Annotated in this window: 19 protein-coding genes and 2 pseudogenes; 15 read left to right on the top strand and 6 right to left on the bottom strand. The window is 38.8% G+C overall.

Annotated features, from left to right (window positions below; genetic code table 11):
* Window positions 1–218 precede the first annotated feature (218 nt).
* Genes BMW45_RS28590 through BMW45_RS28600 form a run of 3 tightly spaced genes read right to left on the bottom strand, consistent with a single transcriptional unit; the run spans window position 219 to window position 1491 of the window.
* Window positions 219–635, bottom strand: a complete 417-nt coding sequence (locus BMW45_RS28590; RefSeq protein WP_242883197.1) for a tyrosine-type recombinase/integrase — start codon at window positions 633–635, stop codon at window positions 219–221.
* Entirely contained in the window at window positions 632–1027 is a 396-nt protein-coding gene (locus BMW45_RS28595) for a site-specific integrase (RefSeq protein WP_242883199.1), read from the bottom strand. Before BMW45_RS28595 ends, BMW45_RS28590 begins: the two co-directional genes overlap by 4 nt.
* Window positions 1028–1032: 5 nt before the next feature.
* Window positions 1033–1491: a tyrosine-type recombinase/integrase gene (locus BMW45_RS28600; RefSeq protein WP_242883201.1), complete on the bottom strand. Its 459-nt coding sequence runs from the start codon at window positions 1489–1491 to the stop codon at window positions 1033–1035.
* A gap of 275 nt (window positions 1492–1766) precedes the next feature.
* Here BMW45_RS28600 and BMW45_RS21450 point away from each other — a divergent pair, with 275 nt between their 5' ends.
* The 11 genes and pseudogenes from BMW45_RS21450 (at window position 1767) to BMW45_RS21500 (ending at window position 12076) form a co-directional block, all read left to right on the top strand.
* Complete coding sequence (locus BMW45_RS21450) at window positions 1767–1976, top strand: hypothetical protein (protein WP_092248763.1); 210 nt, start codon at window positions 1767–1769, stop codon at window positions 1974–1976.
* Window positions 1945–2190, top strand: coding sequence for a hypothetical protein (locus BMW45_RS21455; protein ID WP_092248766.1), 246 nt, complete (start codon window positions 1945–1947; stop codon window positions 2188–2190). Before BMW45_RS21450 ends, BMW45_RS21455 begins: the two co-directional genes overlap by 32 nt.
* A gap of 238 nt (window positions 2191–2428) precedes the next feature.
* A complete protein-coding gene (locus tag BMW45_RS21460) occupies window positions 2429–2884 on the top strand; it encodes a hypothetical protein (protein WP_092248769.1) in 456 nt (151 codons plus the stop codon).
* A gap of 425 nt (window positions 2885–3309) precedes the next feature.
* Window positions 3310–3732 (top strand): hypothetical protein, encoded by a 423-nt coding sequence (locus tag BMW45_RS21465; RefSeq protein WP_092248772.1) that lies wholly within the window; start codon window positions 3310–3312, stop codon window positions 3730–3732.
* A 73-nt stretch (window positions 3733–3805) separates the two neighbouring features.
* Window positions 3806–4432 carry a hypothetical protein gene (locus BMW45_RS28605; RefSeq protein ID WP_092248775.1) on the top strand — a complete coding sequence of 209 codons (627 nt, stop codon included), beginning with the start codon at window positions 3806–3808 and terminating at the stop codon, window positions 4430–4432.
* Window positions 4433–4602: 170 nt separating this feature from the next.
* On the top strand, window positions 4603–5076 hold the full coding sequence (locus BMW45_RS21475; protein ID WP_092248778.1) for a GyrI-like domain-containing protein: 474 nt from the start codon (window positions 4603–4605) through the stop codon (window positions 5074–5076).
* 808 nt (window positions 5077–5884) lie between these two features.
* Window positions 5885–6118: pseudogene (locus BMW45_RS29180) on the top strand (YHYH domain-containing protein); the annotation flags it as partial.
* 72 nt (window positions 6119–6190) lie between these two features.
* Window positions 6191–6361, top strand: a pseudogene (locus BMW45_RS29185) (peptidoglycan-binding domain-containing protein); the annotation flags it as partial.
* A 506-nt stretch (window positions 6362–6867) separates the two neighbouring features.
* Entirely contained in the window at window positions 6868–8556 is a 1689-nt protein-coding gene (locus BMW45_RS21490) for a TerB N-terminal domain-containing protein (RefSeq protein ID WP_166433436.1), read from the top strand.
* A gap of 4 nt (window positions 8557–8560) precedes the next feature.
* A complete protein-coding gene (locus BMW45_RS21495; RefSeq protein WP_092248791.1) occupies window positions 8561–9877 on the top strand; it encodes an ATP-binding protein in 1317 nt (438 codons plus the stop codon).
* 6 nt (window positions 9878–9883) lie between these two features.
* A complete protein-coding gene (locus BMW45_RS21500; RefSeq protein WP_092248794.1) occupies window positions 9884–12076 on the top strand; it encodes a DEAD/DEAH box helicase in 2193 nt (730 codons plus the stop codon).
* Between the two features lie 1148 nt (window positions 12077–13224).
* Here BMW45_RS21500 and BMW45_RS28065 read toward each other — a convergent pair.
* The 3 genes from BMW45_RS28065 to BMW45_RS21510 form a co-directional block, all read right to left on the bottom strand.
* Window positions 13225–13401, bottom strand: coding sequence for a hypothetical protein (locus tag BMW45_RS28065; RefSeq protein WP_166433437.1), 177 nt, complete (start codon window positions 13399–13401; stop codon window positions 13225–13227).
* A gap of 731 nt (window positions 13402–14132) precedes the next feature.
* Entirely contained in the window at window positions 14133–15320 is a 1188-nt protein-coding gene (locus BMW45_RS21505) for a collagen-like protein (RefSeq protein WP_092248796.1), read from the bottom strand.
* Between the two features lie 367 nt (window positions 15321–15687).
* Complete coding sequence (locus BMW45_RS21510) at window positions 15688–16551, bottom strand: AraC family transcriptional regulator (RefSeq protein ID WP_092248798.1); 864 nt, start codon at window positions 16549–16551, stop codon at window positions 15688–15690.
* Between the two features lie 243 nt (window positions 16552–16794).
* Between BMW45_RS21510 and BMW45_RS21515 the strand changes: the two genes are divergently transcribed.
* The 4 genes from BMW45_RS21515 to BMW45_RS21530 are packed head-to-tail and all read left to right on the top strand — an operon-like array spanning window position 16795 to window position 21268.
* On the top strand, window positions 16795–18165 hold the full coding sequence (locus BMW45_RS21515; protein ID WP_025232698.1) for an MFS transporter: 1371 nt from the start codon (window positions 16795–16797) through the stop codon (window positions 18163–18165).
* 29 nt (window positions 18166–18194) lie between these two features.
* Window positions 18195–18422, top strand: a complete 228-nt coding sequence (locus tag BMW45_RS21520) for an HPr family phosphocarrier protein (RefSeq protein WP_092248801.1) — start codon at window positions 18195–18197, stop codon at window positions 18420–18422.
* A 23-nt stretch (window positions 18423–18445) separates the two neighbouring features.
* Window positions 18446–19618, top strand: a complete 1173-nt coding sequence (locus BMW45_RS21525; protein WP_092248804.1) for a glycoside hydrolase family 5 protein — start codon at window positions 18446–18448, stop codon at window positions 19616–19618.
* A gap of 21 nt (window positions 19619–19639) precedes the next feature.
* Window positions 19640–21268 carry a glycoside hydrolase family 43 protein gene (locus tag BMW45_RS21530; protein ID WP_330390848.1) on the top strand — a complete coding sequence of 543 codons (1629 nt, stop codon included), beginning with the start codon at window positions 19640–19642 and terminating at the stop codon, window positions 21266–21268.
* The last annotated feature ends 254 nt before the right edge of the window (window positions 21269–21522 follow it).

The raw sequence follows: 21522 nt of genomic DNA on the forward strand, positions 1-21522 counted from the left end.
AATCCTTATATTGTGAATCTTCTGAACAAAAAGATTTTCTAAAGAATGTTTAAGAAATGGCGAACCTCCGCCAAGGCTCAACCACGCCCTCCCGGCATCCGAATCACAGCATCGAGTAACGTGGAAACTATTTGCCTATTATCCCTGTAAATACGTGTATTTTTAGAACCAACAGAACAAAAAATGGGGAAGTTGTCAACGATATGTCAACGGAATTTCTAGTTGTTGACAGCTTCCTCAAATATAGCTACGCTTCTGTCTGCCATTTTTTCAGTAGCATGGGTGTATACCTGTAAGGTAGTAGCTATATTACTGTGCCCTAGTCCCATCTGTACGTCTTTTGGGTCAGCTCCATTCTCCATTAAAACAGTAGCGTGAGTATGTCTGAGAGAGTGATAATCAAAGGCAAGTTTCAATTCATGATGTATCACTCGGCTACAATATTTAAAGGAGTCAGTACTAACATAATCGCCATTTTCGTGAACACATATCATTTCAACTCTTTCCAATGCGCATTCAATACAACGCTCCGCTGGAATAATTCTATATATAAGATTGCCCTTTTCATCTTTTTCTGGTTTCAAATAGTGGTCAATATAATATTCACCATAAAGAAGTCGGTTTTTCTTTTTCAATACTGTATAAAGTTATCACCAAATTTTATGGTACGGACTGAAGAACGGGTCTTTGGTGTTCCAAAGTACCATGCCGATTTTTCTTCCTTTTTCCACTTTTGCTCAATTACCTTTCTTGCATCAACTCCATAATTTCTTTTAACTATTGCTTTATCTACGCTAATCGTTCTATTATCAAAATCAATATCATTCCAAGTGAGTCCAAATGCTTCACTAATCCGAAGTCCTGTGTAGTAACCTATCATGAGAGGAACATAATACGGACTTCCTTCAGGAAAGCGTTCGATAATTCGCTTAAATTCATCAGGCTGGATAATATACCTTTCTTTTGCTCCTCGCTCAAAACGTGGCATTTTGACACGTTGACAAGGGTTTTCTTTTATATAACCCAAAGGTTCTATCGCATATTCGTAAGAGGTAATAATACTGATAAAATGCCAACAACGGATGATCGTGCAAGACCTCTCAATCTGAGCTGATTAACGTATTCCTGTACGGCAGCAGATGTTAATGACTTTAACTTATAAGCTCCGAATGTTGGCTTCAAATGATTTTCTATTAACTGTATATACCCAAGTTGTGTGTTATATTTAAGATTTAATTTGCAGTAATTATCAAACCAGTAATCGAGATAATCTGATATGCTAATTTCGGCAGGTGAAAAAGTTTTACCGGAATTATTATATTCATTCATGGCCTGTGTTCCCGCGGTCAGTGCATCGGACTTTGTCCGGAAGCCAGATTTTGATATAGTCTTTCTTTTTCCGGCAACAGAGGCCCCCTCGAAGGAATATTCCCATTTGCTACCTCTTTTTCTGTTGTCCCATTGTATTGCCCTCCTTAAATTTGGGTACAAAAATAACGCCATGCCAATAATTGACAGTTAGCGCCATAGTTGATATACTGTAGGTGCAAGCTAGGTATATCAGTGACTTGTCATTGGTAATCTATGTAATCCGTCCCTAACAATAAAATTGGGGGCGGTTTTTTTAATTGTTTTTTTGTGTTCTTTCATTACTTCTATAACTTCTATTATAAAATTTAATTCGCTTTCTGTTAAGTTGTCTGATATTTGCTTGTTGATTAACCATATTGCCAACGTCGGGAAGATGGTATGAAGGAGGATATCTCATGAAAGAGATAATGAAAGAAGCGGTAACAATGATGGTTAAGTTATTCGTTATGTATGTTTTTACAATGACCGCCATGTTGGCCCTGGTGACAGGTATTGCAATGCCAGTACTAGGAGTGGGTGGATTGGTTATTTCAATAATTGTATTGTCAATGTTAAGCGGAGGAGGTAAGGCACATGACAGCGGCAGAAATGAAGATGGAACATGACCGGGAATATTTCAGAATGCGTGCTGCAGAAGCAGAACGGGCCGAGAACCAGATAAGCCAGATCAGGATAGTGATTGCAATACATAAGCAAAATCACAGTGACACCATGGTAATGACACATGACCAGAAGAAAAAAGCGGCAGAGCAGAGTGCGTGGAAGGCTTTGGATAACATTGAAAAGGAAATTGAAGCTATTATAGGACAGGAGGGATAGCATGGGAGCAAAGAAAATATAAGCGTATACGCTGATAATGAAAGGATAGGGAGTTACACTGCAGAGGCTGCGGAAAAGCTATTAGGGGTATCAAGGAATAAGGTATCTGTTTATGCAGATCAGCAGACCAGATACCAGAGTAAATATCTTTTCATACCAGAGGATAAAGAACAAGACCTTTTCAAATTGAAATGGAATGCAGCAAGATTTGAGTTATTGGCAAGCGGGAGGAAAGTGCATGGAGCTGGATAAGAATGTTCTAAAGCAATATCTCTCCATAAAAAAAGAGATTGAAGCAGAAGAGATCCGGATCGACAAACTGCAGAGAGAGATTGACAGCATGATTCCCACGGAAAGAGAAGTAACGGACGTTGTTACTAAAGGGAAAAGAGGTAAGAAGCCCCTGGGGATATGTATAATACGAGGCAATGGTGATTACCAGGACATAAATAAAAAAAGAACAGAATTGAGAGAACGGAGAGCCAAAAAGGAACTGCATGTGGTTGATCTAGAAAAAAGAGTAATCGATGTAGAGACATACATATATAGCCTGGAAGAAAGTGAACTTAGAAATATCCTCTTGTTTAGCTGCATCGACGGAATGATCTGGAAAGATGTAGCTGCCGCCATGGGAGAAGGGTATACAGAAGAAGCCTGCAAGCAAAAATTCTCTAGATTTATGCGTGTCAAGTGAAAGTGTCACGTTTGTCACGGGGGTCATGTGATATAATTAAAATGGAAAAACTGTACAGCAAATCCAATCAATCACTATTTAGTGTCAAGTCTAAAAGTTATCCATTAATAGACTTTAAACAATAAGGGCATGCCGGACAACCGGCATATCGGTTCATAGCTCAACGGCAGAGCAACAGCAAACCCCCTGGCTGTAGATCCCGATCCAATTCCGGGGGAACCGATTAAAAGGCTGGGTTCCCGAATGGGAGTAGGTCGTAAGACTTAGAATTCCTTTGCCTTGGCTCTCAGCTTCATCATAATACACCTCCTAAGGAATCGCCTGTCGAAATTTGTCGTTCGATGGGTGTTTTCTTTGTAGAACGTACTGTACTTTTTTGATGTAATTGTATATGTTATATTAAAAGGTTATATAAAGGGAGTAACATGCCATACTTTGAAACCAAGATATATGAAATTAAAACCGTAGAGCCATATATAACTAAATGCAATAGGAGATCCTGTTATTTTGAGGAGTGTAATGAGGTTGAGTATTCCTGCATTAGTACCAGGACTGTAGAATATAATATAGTTATTGGTTTTAGTTATCCGAATGTAGCTGAAAATGATATGGATAATATTGTGCGGTGTGTCAATGATACAATTTATGCTGTAAGCGGAATTGTATCATCGACTACTTCATGCAGCGAATTAAATCAATCATGTATAATTGCCACTAATAATACAATCTTTTTAGCTGATACAAAAGGAAGAGATGTATTTTATGATTGCTTAAGACAGTCAGGACTATCTGATGAAACCATTAATGCTAGCAAAGTGAAGGTGTTTATTAGAAAAGATTATAATTAATATATAATTTAAGAGGCGGTCGACTCCGTCTCTTTTTTAATACAATAAAACAACACAAGTGAGGTGGTGAGGCTTGGCAAGAGCACCAGATGAAAGAATAAAACAGGCAAAGGCCATGTACTTAAAAGGCTTGAAGTTAGTTGAGATTGTAAGTCAACTAAATCTCCCAGAAGGAATGTTGTATATGTGTGGAGGCGGAAAAGAGCCGGATCGGATTTCAGCTGCTGATTTATTGACGGACGACTATCAGAACGAAACGGGGCACTGCCACGGCTGGCTGTTTATCGGTGAAAGGCAGGAAAACAGGGTTTTAGGGGAAATTTACCGGGAGCGGATTTTATCCCTGCCGCGGATGCTCGGTTATGAAAACATTCATTACTGCTTTGGAGTAAAGGCGTTTCGCATATGGGCAGACCAAATTGACGGCGGCTATTTTGAGCGGGTAAAAACCGGTGAATTTAATAACTGGGATATGCATACCGTGTATGTTTGCTGTCTTGCTACAAACAGCGGCGGCTGTAAGGGCTTTTTGGAAAAGGCACTTGAGCTGAATCCTGATATGACTTTTATCAATGACGTGATTGCACTTTATGCGCAAACAGGACGCTACTGGAATAATGATAATGGCACAGATTTAGAAGCAATAGGCGGTGGCTTTAACGTCACGCTGGATGCGTTACAGGATGAAATCCATGCGTAAAAGGATTGCTCATAAACTGCGGGACTCTGCCGATTGTATGGACCAGGTTGTGGCCGTGATTGAACGATTTAAAGCAGAGAAGAATGGCTGATTTATTACGCGTGCTTTAAAACGGCTGGTTCTTTTAAGAAAACGGACGACTGTAGAAAAAAGCACGTAAAATTACTTATATGAATTTCATAATTATTTCATTACCGCCCTTTCAGGCGGTAACATCAGGGGTAGACAAAGTCGGCGATTTTGCCGATGAAGGAATTTTGAGAAGCTTTGACAATTTCTTTTCAGGTGTCATACCGAAACCAGAGGAAAGCTTTATGCAGAGGGATTTTCTTTATTATGATGAAGAAAACGGGGGAATGGTGTGGCTTTGGGCATTGACGGAAAGCGGAGAAACCGGCGGCTTTGAAACCGTTGAGTTTGAGGGAGGTCTGTACATTACATTTGCTTATCGGGACGGCGACGGAGAAACCCATGACAGATTGCAAAAGGAAGTATACGACTATATTAAAGCTTCTGACTTTTTAAAATTGGATATTCGTCCCAATCACTATTCCATGGGGCATATTATCACGCCAAAAGCTGTTATGGACGCACAGGGATGGGGACAGATGGAGGTTTTTATCCCGGTAAAGTTGAAGCACTGAGATAAGGTGAAGAATATTAAAGAATACCTAACAATTTTCTGAAATGGGGAAGCTAATTTGATATTTATGGATTTTATGAATATATTAGCATTTGGATTTCTTTTTTTTATGATTATTAGACGAATACTAGAAGATAAAAAAGCTCACTTCAAGAGTTTTAGGATTTTAAGTGATAAAGAAAAAGATTATTATGATATAAAGAAAATTAAGATCTATGAAATATTGTTAATAATTTTTGTGTATTTTTTTTATGTTGTTGGTGTCATTACCAGATCAACACTTACTTCCTACAGAACAATCACTTGTATTGTGATAATCGTTATTTTATTTCTAATATTTGATCGAACCAAAATAATATGGAATTTGTTTTGTAAAAAAACATTGATAAATTTTAGTAAGAAAGGTTTATATGAAGACTATTAAAAAGTCTTTCTATTTTTTAGTTTGTGTTATTTTATCTAATCTCATGAGGATTAACGCTAATGCAGATGTCGGATCAAACATCGAATAGCTGAGAAATTTGGTAGGAATCACCATCTAATTAAAAATTTGGAGGGTGTTGCAAAATCACTAAAATAAAGTGATGGAGTGACATCCTCTTTCTATATAACTATACTATTTTCTATGGGAACAGATCCATGTTTATTCCATCGATAAGCCATTCCTTGACGAAGTATAGTATGGAGAGGCATAAAGAATATCTGCATGCCAATGTCGGAATTTGTTGAATGAAAACTTAGATTATAATATACGTATTGACTATAACATGGTAAGATTATAGAAATAATTAAATCCGGAGGGGACTTTGATGAAAAAGAGTTGTCAATTACTATTAGCTGTTTTGCTGGCATTTATTGTCACGGTATTACCTGTTGTATCCGCATTCGAAAACCCAGTTGTGATTACTGCACAAGCTCATTCGGGAAGAACTGATTCAAGTGGTGGGCATAAGGACAACAAAAATAAGAGTGGGCTTGGAAGTTACCATTATCATTGTGGTGGATACCCACCTCATTTACACAGTGGCGGTGTTTGCCCTTATAAGACAAAGGCATCAACAACTGTATCAACAACTATGGTAGAGACGGTATCAAAAGACACAGAAACGGTAAAGGCGGTACAGGAAGCACTGAATGAAAGAGGATATGACTGTGGAACGCCAGACGGAATTATGGGGAAGAAGACTAAAAGTGCATTGATGAAATTTCAGGAAGACAATGGTTTGACTGTAGATGGAATCATTGGTGAGCAAGTGACAATAGCACTGGAAATCAACCTGCAGTAATAGCATAATGGTATATTTAGTACCGATTATATATCGTTGGAACAGGGCTATTCCTGTTCCATTTAAAATTATAACTGTTTTTGCTGTTGGAAGATGTCATCGATTCTAAAATTAGTAAATTTACAATTTCCGCGTTGGTGATCAAAAAAAGAGTCAAAGGCTAGTCTTATTGAATCAGAAAATGGAAATGCTTATGCTGTTGAGAATGGTGTGGAGAAACAGCCGATAGTAGAAAACAAGGGACAGGGATAATAACCTGTGCCTTGTTTTCTATTGAGAGTTTTGCTTTGAACACACAGTGTGGAGGGAATTAACGGTAAGAACATTTGTTTGCTTTATCCATAATAATATGGTATATTATCTCTATAGGTCGCAATAAAAGAATTGTGATGAAGATGATGATGAATTAAGTTTGTTTACAGCTGTTAAAGATTGAAAGGAATAGACTTTTAAGAGAAGTTTATCAAAAAAGGAGGTAGCGGGTATTTCTCGTAATTAAAATGCGTATGAACAAATTTGACAAGAAATATAAATCTGTTAAAATACCGGGCCAAATATCTTTTTTTGAAGAAAAGGAAAATCAATTAAAACAGTTTTTACAAAATGTCACCTCTGTTTCCTTTGAAGGTGAGGTTTTTGCAGAGATTGAAATTGATGGAGGAACAAACAGCAATCAGGCATTTTCTACCCCTCAGCCGCAAGTAGTAAATCCTATCGTTGATGAGAATCGTAAAATATTTAATGAAATGAGACAAATAGCAAGAGATATTCAGCTTCCTTCTAATTTCAATTCTCATTTTTATAACAAACAAACACGGATTAGTAATTCAAAAGTATTCTATAAACAAGCAGTTTTCATGAAGGATTACGAGGATGATTACAATGGTTATGTAGAGTTTTCAAACTATTTTCCTTATTACCAACAAATGAGTTATGCGCAGCTCAGAACATATTTTACATGGCGGACTGATGTAAGAAAAGGTAATGTCACAAACGTTTCATTATCATATGCCTTTGTTTATATTTACGAGCTGATTCATAATATCGGAGTGGCTGACTCTCAGGAAGGACTTGATAAGCTTATGTCTTTCTGGAGAGCTTTCAAGCGTTTTGACTCTTCGATTGATAAATATGTGATTAAGTGGATAAAGGACTATCATATTTATTATGATCTCCCGAAGCCATTTAAAGAATTTGTCTGCGAAAATAATCTTCAAGCACATTATGCCAAAGTATTCATGTACGAATCAGACATGAACGACAATTTTGATCTATTTTGCAATGTTTCAAAGTATGATATCAGAAAATCAATTTTCTTTACCGATGAGACAAAAGAGCAGCTTAGTGATTGTTTTTGTACTGTAATTCATAAACTTAGAGTTATTTTTAATAGAGCTGGTATCATTTTTGACGATTTGATTTTTTATCCGACGAATAAGATGTCTGTATGGACGCCTTTCAAGGATGCATTGTTTCATTCATCAATTAAGATAACGGATAAGAAAGTTGTGTTTTCTGATAAAGAAATATATATATGTTCTAAAAACAATTGGTCTTTTAGTTCCACATTATCTATGAATAGCGGTCGGCAACTCATTGGCTATATTATGAAACAAACAGAATCCGAGTTACGAAAAGTTACAAAATTCAAACACAAGCTGTCTGCTGATATTAATTTAGTTGACAGTGGGCTTATAAAAAAACTTGAATATGCGGGCCTTTCCCTTGAAAATATAATTCACGAAGCGGTGAATGAGTATTACAAAGAAGCAACAAAAATTGTTGTATCCGTGGATGAAACTTCTCTTCATAAAATAAGACTTGAAGCTGACGACACTCAGGAAAAACTAATCGTGCCAGATACCGAACCTATGATGTATTTTGAATCAAGCACAGTAGAGACTAATCCTGTTATATCTCAAACTGTTTTTGCCGATTCCTCTGTGGCAATGCAAGACAATTGGACAAGTCTTTTTAATATACTCGAAGAAACAGAAGTGAATGCACTTAAATTAATACTTCAAGGGGATACAAATCTGAAGCATTTTGCAGATGCCAACGGGGTTATGCTGGAAGTGTTGGCTGACAGTATTAATGAAAAGGCGATTGACACAATTGGTGATAACATTCTTGAACTTGACGATTGTTTGACTATATATGAAGAATATATAAATAAAATTAAGGAAATGGTGTAATCTAATGGAAAATAAATTGCCGTTGAGGATAGCCAATATACTAATAAATGCATTAAAGGGTGGTGTCGTTCCCCGCGTAGGACTTGAATACATCACCGTAGGGCGAACACAGGAAATCGCAGCGATTTTACATGATATTGATATGATTGAGGATGGAAGTGCTTCTTTTCGATTTATTGTTGGCAAGTATGGCAGTGGTAAGAGCTTTTTACTTCAAACCATACGCAATTATGCTACAGCAAGAGGCTTTGCGGTGGTTGATGCTGACCTTTCGCCTGAACGACGGTTTGCGGGAACAAAAGGGCAGGGACTTGCAACATACAAAGAACTTATCCAAAACCTTTCAACGAAATCAAAGCCGGATGGTGGTGCACTGCCGTTGATTCTGGAAAAATGGATCTCAGGCATACAGGCGTCTATAAGAGCACAGTCCGAAGCAGAAGGTGAAGAGTTCAATCTATTAGTTGAAAAACAGATATATGCCGTAGCTGGTTCTCTTGAGGGTATGGTCAACGGTTTTGAGTTCGCCAAGGCAGTTGCTACTTACTGGAGAGCATACCAACAAGATGATGCTGCAATGAAATCAAATGTACTGAAGTGGTTTCGCGGCGAATATGCATCCCGCAAAGAAGCAAAGGCAGATTTGGATATTAATTTCATTGTTACGGATGAAACATGGTATGACTTTTTGAAATTATTTGCTATTTTTTTAGTAAACGCCGGATATAAAGGGCTATTGGTTTTCATTGATGAACTTGTCAATATCTTTAAGATTCCAAACTCCATCACAAGACAAAACAATTATGAAAAAATTCTGACTATGTATAACGATGTGCTACAGGGCAAAGCAAAGCATATTGGATTTTTAATCGGCGGTACACCTCAGTGTATTGAAGATAAATACAAAGGTTTGTTCAGTTATGAAGCTCTTCGATCACGCCTTGCAGAAGGACATTTTGCCACTGATGAGATGAAGGACTTAACCGCTCCCATTATTAGGCTGCAAATGCTTACGCAAGAAGAGGTGTATGTACTCGTTGAAAAACTGCGGGACATTCATGCACAGCTATACAACTATACCCCTACGATGAGTCACGAGGATTTACTGTACTTTCTGACAGTGGAATATAATCGTGTTGGTGCAGGCACACATATCACTCCGAGAGAAATCATCCGTGATTTCATCGAACTTGTTAATATTCTGCATCAGAACCCAAAGAAAAGTGTGTCTGATATTTTAGGCAGCAACAGCTTTGAAATGGCCAAGGGTGGTCTGTCCGATGAAACTATACACAGTGATTTTTTAGATTTCGAGGTGTAAACTAAGATGGATGTATTTAACAGACTTGCTCCTTTTATACAGGATTTCATATATCAGAACAAATGGGAGGAATTACGTGGAATTCAGGTTGCCTCTTGCGAGGTCATTTTGGGCAGCGATGACAATTTACTGCTTTCCTCTGGCACAGCCTCTGGAAAAACTGAAGCGGCTTTTTTGCCTGTGCTTACGGAGCTGTATGAGAAACCTTCCCGTTCGGTAGGCATAATGTATATTTCACCGCTGAAAGCTCTTATTAACGACCAGTTCAAACGCCTTGAGCAGTTACTTGTTGATTCACATATTCCTGTTTGTAAATGGCACGGTGACGCATCACAAACCAAGAAAAATGAGTTAATCAAGCATCCAGAAGGGATTATCCAGATCACCCCGGAATCACTAGAAAGCCTTCTAACCAATAAGCGTGGCGCTTGCCTCCAAATGTTCTCTGATTTGCGATTTGTCATTATTGATGAAGTACATCAGTTTATGCGTGATGCACGCGGTGTTCAGCTGCTGTGCATCTTAGAACGTCTTCAGAAGCTGACTGGCGTAAATCCAAGGCGTATCGGCCTTTCGGCAACCCTCGGTGACGTGTCTTTCGCGCAGAACTGGCTCAACACAGGAACCGGCCGTAACTGTGCCGCTCCTATAGCGGAAGATGGAAAGAAGCGTATCAAACTTCATGTCGAACGTTTTGTTAACCTACACGATGAGCGTGATATCGCTGACAACGATGCAAGCGATAACAAGGTTGCAACAGGCGGGAATATGGGTGATCGCGAGCATTACGAATATTTATTTAAGATGACGCTTGATAAAAAGACTATCATCTTTACAAACAGCCGGGAAGAAACCGAACTTGTTATGGCGAATCTTCGTGAAATTGCGATACAAAAAAAAGCGCCCGATGTTTACCGGGTCCATCATGGAAATGTTTCTGCGTTGCTTCGCGAAAACACAGAGGATGAGATGAAATCAAGTGATGATAAAATTGTCACCGGTGCAACCGTTACATTGGAGTTAGGTATTGACATTGGTTCGCTCGATCAGGCAGTACAGGTCGGCGCCCCGCTTAGCGTTTCTAGCTTTGCACAGCGGCTTGGCAGATGTGGGCGCCGAGGTCAGGTTCCACAACTGCTATTCACCTTTGTTGAAGATATCCGAATCAATTCAGCTGATACACTGGGGCCTATCAATTGGGAGTTTATCCGAACGATTGCTATTATTGAGTTGTATATAAAGGATCATTGGATAGAGCCAATTTATCCGCATCATCATGCGTATAACCTTCTGTATCATCAAACGATGAGTCACTTAAAAAGCAGTGGTGAACTTTCCCCTGCAGCTCTTGCACAGGCTATCCTTACTTTGGGTTGCTTTAGCCATATTTCCCAGGAGGATTATAAACAGTTATTGACTCATCTTATTAATATTGAGCAATTACAGCGAACAGAACATGGGGGCTTGATTATCGGCAGAGAAGGAGAAAAAATTGTAAATAATCATCATTTTCTCACGGTTTTCCTTGCTCCAGAATATTTGCTAGTTAAGGATGAAAACCGCACAATCGGTACTGTTGATAAGATTTACCCTGTTGGTACTCGTTTTGCATTGGCGGGCATGACATGGGAAACGGTTGATGTCAATACAAAATCAAAGGTTGTTTTTGTTAAAAAAGTACCAGGTATTTCTGTAGTTGACTGGGACGTAGATTTCGATGCGGAGCTGCATACTGTTTTAGTAAAAAAAATCCGCAGCATTCTTCAAGGTGATTTGCCATATCCGTACTTGAGTGAGAGGTGCCGTGAACGATTAACGGAAATACAATACATTGCTCGAAACAGCGGTATTTTAGAAAATCTGGTTACCCCTCTTTCCGATAAAAAATACGCGGTGTTCCCTTGGGTGGGGACACGACAGCTATTGACTCTTCACTATGCGTTATTGAAAAGGAACATAAGAAGTAAACACCCTTGGATTACTTGTGTTTATTTAGAGGTGAATTTTACTGGAACGAAAGAAGAATTGGAATATATAATTTCCGATATTATTAAATCTGAATTAGATTTATATGAGCTTCCTTTACCTGAGAAAGTGCAGATTAACGGTAAATATAACGAGTTTATTCCTTTTAACTTACTACGAAAACAATTTATAGAGGACTATTTGGATTTTGAGGGGTTAAAAGAGGCATTTTAGTACAGGGGTGTTGTATTTATGGGGAACAATGTCAAAACTATTTGCCTGTTATCCTTGTAATTACGTTACATTTTAGAATAAAAAGAATAAAGAAAGGAAGTTGTCAACGATTTATCAACGTAATTTTCAGTTGTTGACAGCTTCCTCAAATATAGCTACTCCTGTCTGCCATTTTATCAATAGTATGGGTGTATACCTGTAAGGTGGTAGCTAAATTGCTGTGCCCCGGTCTCGTCTGAACGTCTTTTGGGTCTGCCCCATTCTCCATAATTCCCCTTTTTATCTTTCTCTTGTTTCAAATAGTGGTCAATATAATATTAACCATAAAGAATACGGTTTTTCTTATGTGTTATATATGTGTTTTTCAATACGGTATAAAGATTATCGCCAAATTTTCTTGTGCGGAATGAAGAACAGGTCTTCGGTGTTACGAAATACCATGCCGATTTTTCTTCCTCTTTCCCGGAATTAATGCTTACAGAGCGTCAGCGTTCTTTGCAAGGGTGCATTTTTCTAATTCACGAATTGGATGTGCGGTTGAAGGAGAAGTTAAGGACATTTCTAAAGAAAAACCACAGCAGGCATCGGACGTATTTGCAAATAGCAAGGATGTGTAAGCATGATATTAACGGCAGAAAACTATTTCAGCCCGGAAACTTCCAGGGAATACTTGTCAGTTATGGTTGGGAAGCAAATCCCCGTGTATGGATAATAGAGTATGAACGGTGTGAGAAGCCGAAGGAATCATAGTATGCGAATATAATGCTGGGAGATATGGTCTTATGTCCACTACGTGATTTATTAAACCCAGTTTTTCTGCTGTAATAATATCCCGGCAACATGGTGCAATTGCGCAGCGGTATCAATGTATGAATGATTTTCGTGCAGTATTATCTGCAGCCATACTGGGAGTGTTATAAAGTAACGTCTAGTGCTGGTACTCTTAAAAAGTAATTTAGATAAATTGTTTTCCATCATATCACCTCAAAAATATGAAAGAAACCTAACTATGGTTCACGACAAGAAGCTGATGAAAAGGCCAAATGATCCCACTGTAAGATTTGCCAGGAATGCTTAACAGGTGTTGGAAAGATGATGCAAAGAAGAACAAGGGAGATTTAAACCTCCCTTGCGTTACCGGATGATGCCTAATTGGATGTAATTCTAGGTTTAGGGCCTTCACCCGGAGGAGTATAAAATGGATCAATATAATCGCTATTTGATGCGGTTTTCGAACGATGATCTGTATGGGTAACATTTTTATTACTGACATTATTGTCTGTAGCACTGCCCTGTTTTTTGGAAGATATATCTTTGCTATTCAAGATTGACGCTCCTTTCGCTTTTTAGTAGTGTCTGTAGAACAAAAAATAATATACAAAATGTTAAGGATTTGCTTAATGGAGCAGGAAGGAACATATTATGAAAATTAGTATTTCCCAGAGTCTTGGGAGGAAGGAAATATAATGATTTATGAGTGCACAAAAGATTTTCACGTTGATTTGATTGATGATGCCGGTTCCGTTGAAAGAGAAAGTGCAGTCAACATCAGAAAAGGATCCATGTAGAAAAATGATATGACTGCCACCAATAATATGACAGGTGCAGACTTGCGGCTTTAGAATTTAACTGGACTTGAGTGGATTGAGATATCAAAGAAGCGTTTGGAAACCCATTTTAAACCGCTAAATTAGTATTTACTTAACTATTCATTAGCAACTCCAGTACAACTATTTTTAAACTTCTCATAGTCTTCATCAGTTTGCGGTAGTTCAAAAAACTCGAAAAATTCTTCAAGTACCTCAACCTGTACTGTTTTCCCTGAGCAGCGTTGATAAATCATGTACAAGCAAAATGCCACTATTCCTAAGAAAATAGTGGCATTTACAATGATTATAAAATTTTTCTGTTTTTACATTTTTCTATTTTTTCTTTCTTATCATATCTGCTCATGTTTTTTTTGCTGGAAAGAAAAATATTCAGAGAATTTTAACTTGACTCCCTCCATTAAGCAAAGAGTTACCACCTGTCGGCAGCTTTTCTATCGGTTCCGTTATTAACTAACCTTTAGAACATCCATGAGCACACGGTTGACGAGACCAGAAGTCCCTAAAAGTACAATCTCAAGCGTATCACCCACTGCCAGCGCAAGTGTCGCCACACCCGAAAAAAAGCCTCCGGTGAGAGGAATTAAGACACTACCGGGTAAAGCGACTCCATTTATGCTCAACGCGAATGGAGTGCTTGAGGAATCGTTCACTTCATAAGTGACTTTGTATACACCTGCGTTCAATACCGTTACCATAGGAGACCCCGGTGTATGGCTAAGGCCAACAGGAGGCACCGACAAAAATGTTAACAACGGTAAGGGTCCAGTTACATCTACCAATGTCTCGTCATTGAAAAAAGTCCCATAGGCTGGGGTAAACGCGGCTGGTCCTGTTGGCCCTTGCGTTCCGGTAGGTCCAGTAGGGCCTGTTGCACCGGTAGGTCCGGTAGGACCTGTTGCGCCGGTAGGTCCAGTAGGACCTGTAGCACCGGTAAGTCCGGTAGGTCCAGTAGGGCCTGTTGCACCGGTAAGTCCGGTAGGTCCAGTAGGGCCTGTCGCACCGGTAGGTCCGGTAGGTCCGGTAGGGCCTGTAGCACCGGTAAGTCCGGTAGGTCCAGTAGGGCCTGTTGCACCGGTAAGTCCGGTAGGTCCAGTAGGGCCTGTTGCACCGGTAAGCCCGGTAGGTCCAGTAGGGCCTGTTGCACCGGTAGGTCCAGTAGGGCCTGTTGCACCGGTAAGTCCGGTAGGTCCAGTAGGGCCTGTAGCACCGGTAAGTCCGGTAGGTCCAGTAGGGCCTGTTGCACCGGTAAGTCCGGTAGGTCCAGTAGGTCCTTGTGGTCCAGTAGGTCCAATGGGCCCCTGTGGTCCAGTAGGTCCTTGTGGTCCAGTAGGTCCTTGTGGTCCAGTAGGTCCAGTAGGTCCTTGTGGTCCAGTCGGCCCAATAGGCCCTTGTGGTCCAGTAGGCCCTTGTAAGCCTCTAGGCCCAGTAGGCCCAGTAGGTCCAGTAGGCCCTTGTAGTCCCTGTAAACCTCTAGGCCCAGTAGGCCCAGTAGGCCCAGTAGGTCCAGTAGGCCCTTGTAAGCCTCTAGGTCCAGTAGGTCCAGTAGGCCCAGTTGGTCCAGTAGGCCCTTGACGACAACATTTAGGTTCAGTTGGGCATGAACAACGACATTTACAGCATTGATTATCATTCATATATATTCACCTACTTTAATTATTAACTTATTATCTAAAATATCATAAAGAAATTTTTTCTTTATACATATAACATATGTTTACTTGTACAAATATGTTAAATACAGGTCAAGAACTTGCTTATAAAATATTGAAGAAACCCTTTATTCCATATTTTTGCTAAGTTTAGATTGTATTGAGGGTGTTAACTTTGAGAAATCACATTATAAAATGCTTTCGTAATAGCAGGGTGTGGAAAAAAGATTGAATGGGTTAGAAAAGAAAACTGAAATTTCCAGAATATTTGCCATAAAAAAGAGATTTGCCGACAAAAGCTGGGGAAGATTTCAAGATTTCATCGAAGCTGCTCGGCAAGGAAGTACAGTTATTATTGCTTTTTGTTTTGTAAATTTCTGATCTCTGAAGGTGTCATTTGGAATTTCTGAGCAAATACTTTCCGGAATAATTTATAATTGGTAAATCCATGAAGCTCCAATATTTCCTGGATAGGAAGTTCAGTTGTAATTAAATCTTGATAAATGTGTGATAAGCGGATTTCGTTTAGATATTGCAGATAAGTTACTCCCATATTTTTTTTAAACAAACGGCAAAAGTATTGGGACTGGAATCCTGCAATATCGGCAATTTCATTCAGCGAAATCGATTTGCTGTAATGCTTTTGTGTGTAATCTAAAACTGAATCCAATTTGTTTAGGTTTTTTGCTTGTTGTTGAAACCCGGCTTGAGGATCTGTAATTTTAAAATCGTGGTATAGAAGATATAGCAATTCAAATAGAAGAGAACCAAAGTGTAACCATTCTCCTTCAGGGTGATATTCTGTAACAATGAGCATTTTTTGAAGTGTTTCTTTTAGTTGGGTAATCTTTGTCTGGACAATCGGATTTGTAGAAAAACAGTCTATATGAAACATATATCTATCGACGTCCGGAATATACCGTTTTAAAAAAGTATAAGGGATTTGTACCAATATAGATTCATTAGGTGCTGTACATATGGTAGAATGAACTACTTTGGAATTAATAAGAACAAGATCGTTTTTCTGATAATGCAAAGTCCTACTGCCAATGGAGACATCCAGATTTCCCTTTAACAAATAAATAATCTCCAGTTCATTGTGCCAGTGGTTAGAGACCAGACGCCCCTGATCAAAATAATGTTTAAAATAAATATCTTTTGTAGATGGTATTTCCACATATTCATGCATACGAAGCTGTTCTGCTGGTTCTTTCATATAGGCGCCTCTCCTAAACCAAGTTATGATAGTTTATGTTCAATGATTTCTGCCCAGTTCTGAATTAATTCAAATTAAGTATAATACATGGAGAAAAAAAGTCAATATTGACCTACTTTATCGTCAAGATAAAATCTATGATGAAAAAAGTACTTATGATATATTTTAAACACAATATAAGGCGCGCCGAACTTAATATAAACTTTTAATGCAAATGTTTTTTGTGAAAATAAGGAGAAAACTATGGAAATAAAGACAAAATTGACTTTGCGAAGATTTGTGGAGCGTTTTTCCTATGGGTGTGGAGATTTCGGGTGTAATATTATTTATACTTCAATGACGGCTTTTCTGTTATTTTATTACACAGATTACGCTGGGGTAAGTGCAGCGGCAGTAGGAACGATTATGCTTTTATCCAGAGTTTTTGACGGAATCAGTGATATTATTATGGGTGTGATTGTAGATAGAACAAAATCTCGTTTTGGAAAAGCGAGACCTTGGCTGTTAAGAATGTGTATTCCATTTGCAGTGTCGGGAATTTTATTGTTTTCAGTACCAACGGGATGGGCACAGACACCTAAACTAGTGTATGTATTTATTACTTACAATTTGGCCTCTACCATTATCTATACTGCAATTAATGTTCCATATTCTACATTGAATGCGTTAATGACACAGGATCCATATGAACGTTCCGTACTTAGTATTTTCAGAAATCTGCTGGCAACGGCAGGTACATTGATCATTAACACTTTTACCCTGCCGTTAGTGGAATTCTTTGGAAATAATGCCAGTGCCTGGACAAAGACATTTTGTGTGTTAGGGCTATTGTCAGTGGTTGCATTTTTAATTAATTTCTTTGGCACGAAGGAAAGAGTAAAAACTGTGGAAGAGGAGAAAACAGGGGAAGCAACTGTCGTTTCATTTAAAGAAGGAATTAAAGCTCTGTTTAAAAATAAGTATTGGATTATGATAACGGTAGTGCTTGCAATCTTCTTTCTGAATCTTTCTATCAATGGAGGAGCAACTGTTTATTTTGCAAGAGAAATTCTTGGCGATTCTAATTTGGTAGCAACCATTAACAGCACAATGAATGTAGCTCAGATTGCATGTATGTTTCTTATAGCAAACTTTGTAAAGAGATTTGGAAAAAGAAATGTATTTGTGGCAGGGTTAGTTGTAAATATTGTGGGAATGCTGGTTCTTACCTATTCAGGTGGTTCTGCAATGTTAATTATAATTTCCAGTATCATTCGTGGTATCGGTGGAGCCTGCGGCGGAGCTACTATGTGGGCAATGGTATCGGATACCATTGATTATGGAGAGTGGAAGACAGGATATCGGACGGCTGGACTAGTAAACAGCGCCTGCAGTTTCGGGTACAAGGTTGGAAGCGGTCTTGGCTCTGCAATGCTTGGCTGGATTCTGGCAGCGGGAGGATACATAGGAGGAGCGGCAGTACAGTCAGCTTCTGCACTGTTCTCTATTCGTATTTGCTTTGTATTGATACCGATAGGGGTATATGCAATCGGATTGGTTATTATGAAGTTCTGGAATCTGGATAAAGAATTTGATGGAATTATTGCAGACTTAAAAGAACGTGCAGTCAAATAAAAATAGAAAAAACACCGGAGGTAAAGATATTGATTAAAAAAAGTGTAAAATTAAACAGCATGAAAGAAGTAGAGAAGTTTAATCATATATGTTCAAAATATAGCTGTGATGTAGATCTACAGACGGGAAAATATTATGTAGATGCAAAATCTATTATGGGAATTTTCAGTTTAGATTTGGAACATCCGCTGACATTACTGGTGGATAGTGATGATGATATAGAAGTATCAGAAAAATTCAGAGATTTTCTTGTATAGTAAACAAGGAGGAGAGGAGAACAATGCAGATAAAAGGCGTAAATCTTGGAAATTGGCTGGTGCTGGAGAAATGGATGAGTCCGGCATTATTTGCCGGAACAACAGCTGAAGATGAATACTATCTTCCCAGACAGCTGTCAAAAGAAGTGTATGAGGCAAGAATAAAGGTGCATCGCAGTGAGTATATCACGGAAAGGGATTTTGCGATTATTAAATCTCATCATATGAATGCAGTCAGAATACCGGTTCCTTATTTTATATTTGGTGACTGCCCCCCATTTATTGGTTGTATTGAAGAACTGGATAAGGCGTTTGGCTGGGCAGAAAAGTATGAATTGCAGATTTTGATTGACTTACATACAGTGCCAGGCAGCCAGAACGGATTTGATAATGGTGGTTTATCCGGGGTGTGTACTTGGGCAAGCAGCAGAGAGAATGTAGAATTCACATTAGAGCTTTTGGAAAAATTAGCGGAAAGATATGGAAATAGAAAAGGCCTTCTAGGCATAGAACCTGTCAATGAACCATTGACGGAAGCGGCATGGGATTCTTTCAATATAGAGGAAAGGTACAAACCGGTAGATAAGGAGATGGCAAAGTATAATGCCCCGGTTCCCATGGAGTTTCTCAAACAATTCTATATGGAAGCGTATAGGAGGATTCGGAAACATATGACGGCAGAAAAGTCAGTCGTATTTCACGATGGATTTAATTTTTCTGTCTGGAAGGATTTCATGCTGAAAGATGAGTTTGAAAATATTATTTTGGATACCCATCAATATCTGATGATGGCAGAAATAGACGGTTGTCCGCAAAGTGTGGAAGGATATGTTACTTATGTGAAAGAAAAATATCAGGCATCCATCAAAGAGATGGCGCAGTATTGCCCTGTAATTTGCGGAGAATGGTGTTTGTTTAATTCGCTTGTATGCGGACATGACACCAAAGGCGGACAATCAGTACTCAATGGCATAGAAGGTGTGGAAAAGGAATTTTATACGCCTAAGCAAAAAAAGGAAATCTATGAGGAACTTGCAAAAGTACAGCTGGATGCATGGAATGGCGGAAATGGATATTTTTACTGGAATTATAAGCTGTTGCTGGATACGGTCAATGAACCGGTATGGATTGGCTGGGATTCCTGGGATTTTGGTAAATCAGTCGCTCAGGGGTGGTTTCCTGTTGAACATGTATAGAAGGAGGGGGCGAATCATATCATGAAAAATCCAATATTTCCAGGATTTAATCCCGATCCCTGTATATGCAAAGCAGGTGATGATTATTATGTCATAGTATCTTCTTTTGAATGGATGCCGGCACTTCCTATTTATCATTCTAAAGATTTAAAAAACTGGGAATTGTATACTCATGTCATCCGCAGTGAAAAACAGGCGGATATTAGAAAATTACCGTCCGCGAAAGGAATCTGGGCACCATGCTTAACATATTGTGAAGAAGAGAAGTTGTTTTATGTGATTTATGGTGTCATGAATTCTATGAACGCAAGATATTTCGATGTAGATAACTATCTGATTACAGCCAGTGATATAAAGGGTCCATGGAGTAAACCAATCTATCTTCATTCGGCAGGCTTTGATGCGTCTATCCTTCATGATGATGACGGTAAGAAATATATTGTTTCACTGGAATGGGAGACGAGGGAAGGATATGAAAAGCCGGGGGCAGTCTGTATTGCAGAGTATTCTCCTGTTAAAAAGAAGATTATCGGTTATCCCAAACGTTTCTGGTATGGGGGGACAGACAGAGGCTGCATTGAAGCACCGCATTTATATAAGCGCAAAGGATTTTATTACATCATGTGTGCGGAAGGTGGTACGGGGTATGGCCACAGCGTAACTATGGGACGTTCAGAAAATGTCTGGGGTCCTTATGAAAAAGATCCCATGAATCCAATCGTGACTTCTATTCCCGGAGAGTTTAACGAAAGAAAAGATCCGGATCATTTAAAACCGAAATATTACAATCCGGAGTCCGTGCTGCAAAAATCAGGGCATGGCAGCTATGTGGAAAATGAATTGGGAGAAGTTTATCTGGTACACTTAACAGCCAGACCGTTTGTACCAGAGCTGCGGTGTACGCTGGGAAGAGAAACAGCCATGCAGAAAATGATGTGGACAGATGACGGGTGGCTGCGTATGGCAGATAAAAGCAATTTTGCAAAAGAAAATTTTGAAGAAAGCAAACTTCCGGAATACCCGATGCCACAGATCCCGGACTTTGATGATTTTAACAGTGATACATTAGGGATCCAGTATTATGCACCAAGAATTTCACCGGAAAGCTTTGCGGATGTCAAAGCAAGGCCGGGATATGTGCGTATTCGAGGCCAGGAATCAAGAACATCATTAAACAAAGCGAGCATCCTTGCCAGAAAGTTAACCTCAGTAAATGCCGTCATAACCACTAAAATGGAATTTAAGCCGGAGATATATCAGCATAGTGCAGGATTGATTATGTATTATGATAATATGAATTATATCAATTTAAGAAAATATTATAGTCAGACATTGGGACAAAGTGCTATTTCCGTGATACAGCTGGAAAACGGAACAAGAACAGAGTATCTGGATACCAGAACTCCGGTGAAGGATGTGCCTGTTTATCTCCGGCTCCGGATTGAGAATAGGAAGACCTTTTTTGAATGGAGTTACGATGGAGAACAGTATTTCCGTATTGGCAAAGAGTTTGATACTACGAAGTTTTCAGATGAATATTGTAAATATGGAGAGTTTACAGGAACATTTGTAGGTATGACCTGTGCAGATCGAATGCTTCACCAACATTTTGCAGATTTTGATTTTTTTGAATACGAAGATCTTTCCTAAATAATACATAAAAACAATAAAAGCCAAGAGTGCATACCTGGTTTTGTTTGTTATGATTATAATAGAGCAGGTCCTTCTCTCAGATATCCGGCAATATTTGGAAAAAACATGAATATAATTATGCTTTTTGCTACTATATCACAAGAAACAAAATGACGGCAATAGTATAATAGACTTATTAAAAATATTCAGGAAGAATCAATATTGCGGCAAGTTGATCAATCGATCAATATCCGGTAATCTGCATCCGGTCC

It is taken from the genome of Lacrimispora sphenoides (assembly GCF_900105215.1).
In the GTDB taxonomy this organism is placed as follows: domain Bacteria; phylum Bacillota; class Clostridia; order Lachnospirales; family Lachnospiraceae; genus Lacrimispora; species Lacrimispora sphenoides_A.

Bases quoted from the DNA above. Each gene is read 5' to 3' on its own strand.
- BMW45_RS21495 (WP_092248791.1), top strand. From the start codon at position 8,561: ATGGAAAATAAATTGCCGTTGAGGATAGCCAATATACTAATAAATGCA.
- BMW45_RS21455 (WP_092248766.1), top strand. From the start codon at position 1,945: ATGACAGCGGCAGAAATGAAGATGGAACATGACCGGGAATATTTCAGA.
- BMW45_RS21460 (WP_092248769.1), top strand. From the start codon at position 2,429: ATGGAGCTGGATAAGAATGTTCTAAAGCAATATCTCTCCATAAAAAAA.
- BMW45_RS21505 (WP_092248796.1), bottom strand. From the start codon at position 15,320: ATGAATGATAATCAATGCTGTAAATGTCGTTGTTCATGCCCAACTGAA.
- BMW45_RS21490 (WP_166433436.1), top strand. From the start codon at position 6,868: ATGAACAAATTTGACAAGAAATATAAATCTGTTAAAATACCGGGCCAA.
- BMW45_RS21500 (WP_092248794.1), top strand. From the start codon at position 9,884: ATGGATGTATTTAACAGACTTGCTCCTTTTATACAGGATTTCATATAT.
- BMW45_RS21510 (WP_092248798.1), bottom strand. From the start codon at position 16,551: ATGAAAGAACCAGCAGAACAGCTTCGTATGCATGAATATGTGGAAATA.
- BMW45_RS21450 (WP_092248763.1), top strand. From the start codon at position 1,767: ATGAAAGAGATAATGAAAGAAGCGGTAACAATGATGGTTAAGTTATTC.
- BMW45_RS21465 (WP_092248772.1), top strand. From the start codon at position 3,310: ATGCCATACTTTGAAACCAAGATATATGAAATTAAAACCGTAGAGCCA.
- BMW45_RS21525 (WP_092248804.1), top strand. From the start codon at position 18,446: ATGCAGATAAAAGGCGTAAATCTTGGAAATTGGCTGGTGCTGGAGAAA.
- BMW45_RS21515 (WP_025232698.1), top strand. From the start codon at position 16,795: ATGGAAATAAAGACAAAATTGACTTTGCGAAGATTTGTGGAGCGTTTT.
- BMW45_RS21530 (WP_330390848.1), top strand. From the start codon at position 19,640: ATGAAAAATCCAATATTTCCAGGATTTAATCCCGATCCCTGTATATGC.
- BMW45_RS21475 (WP_092248778.1), top strand. From the start codon at position 4,603: ATGAATTTCATAATTATTTCATTACCGCCCTTTCAGGCGGTAACATCA.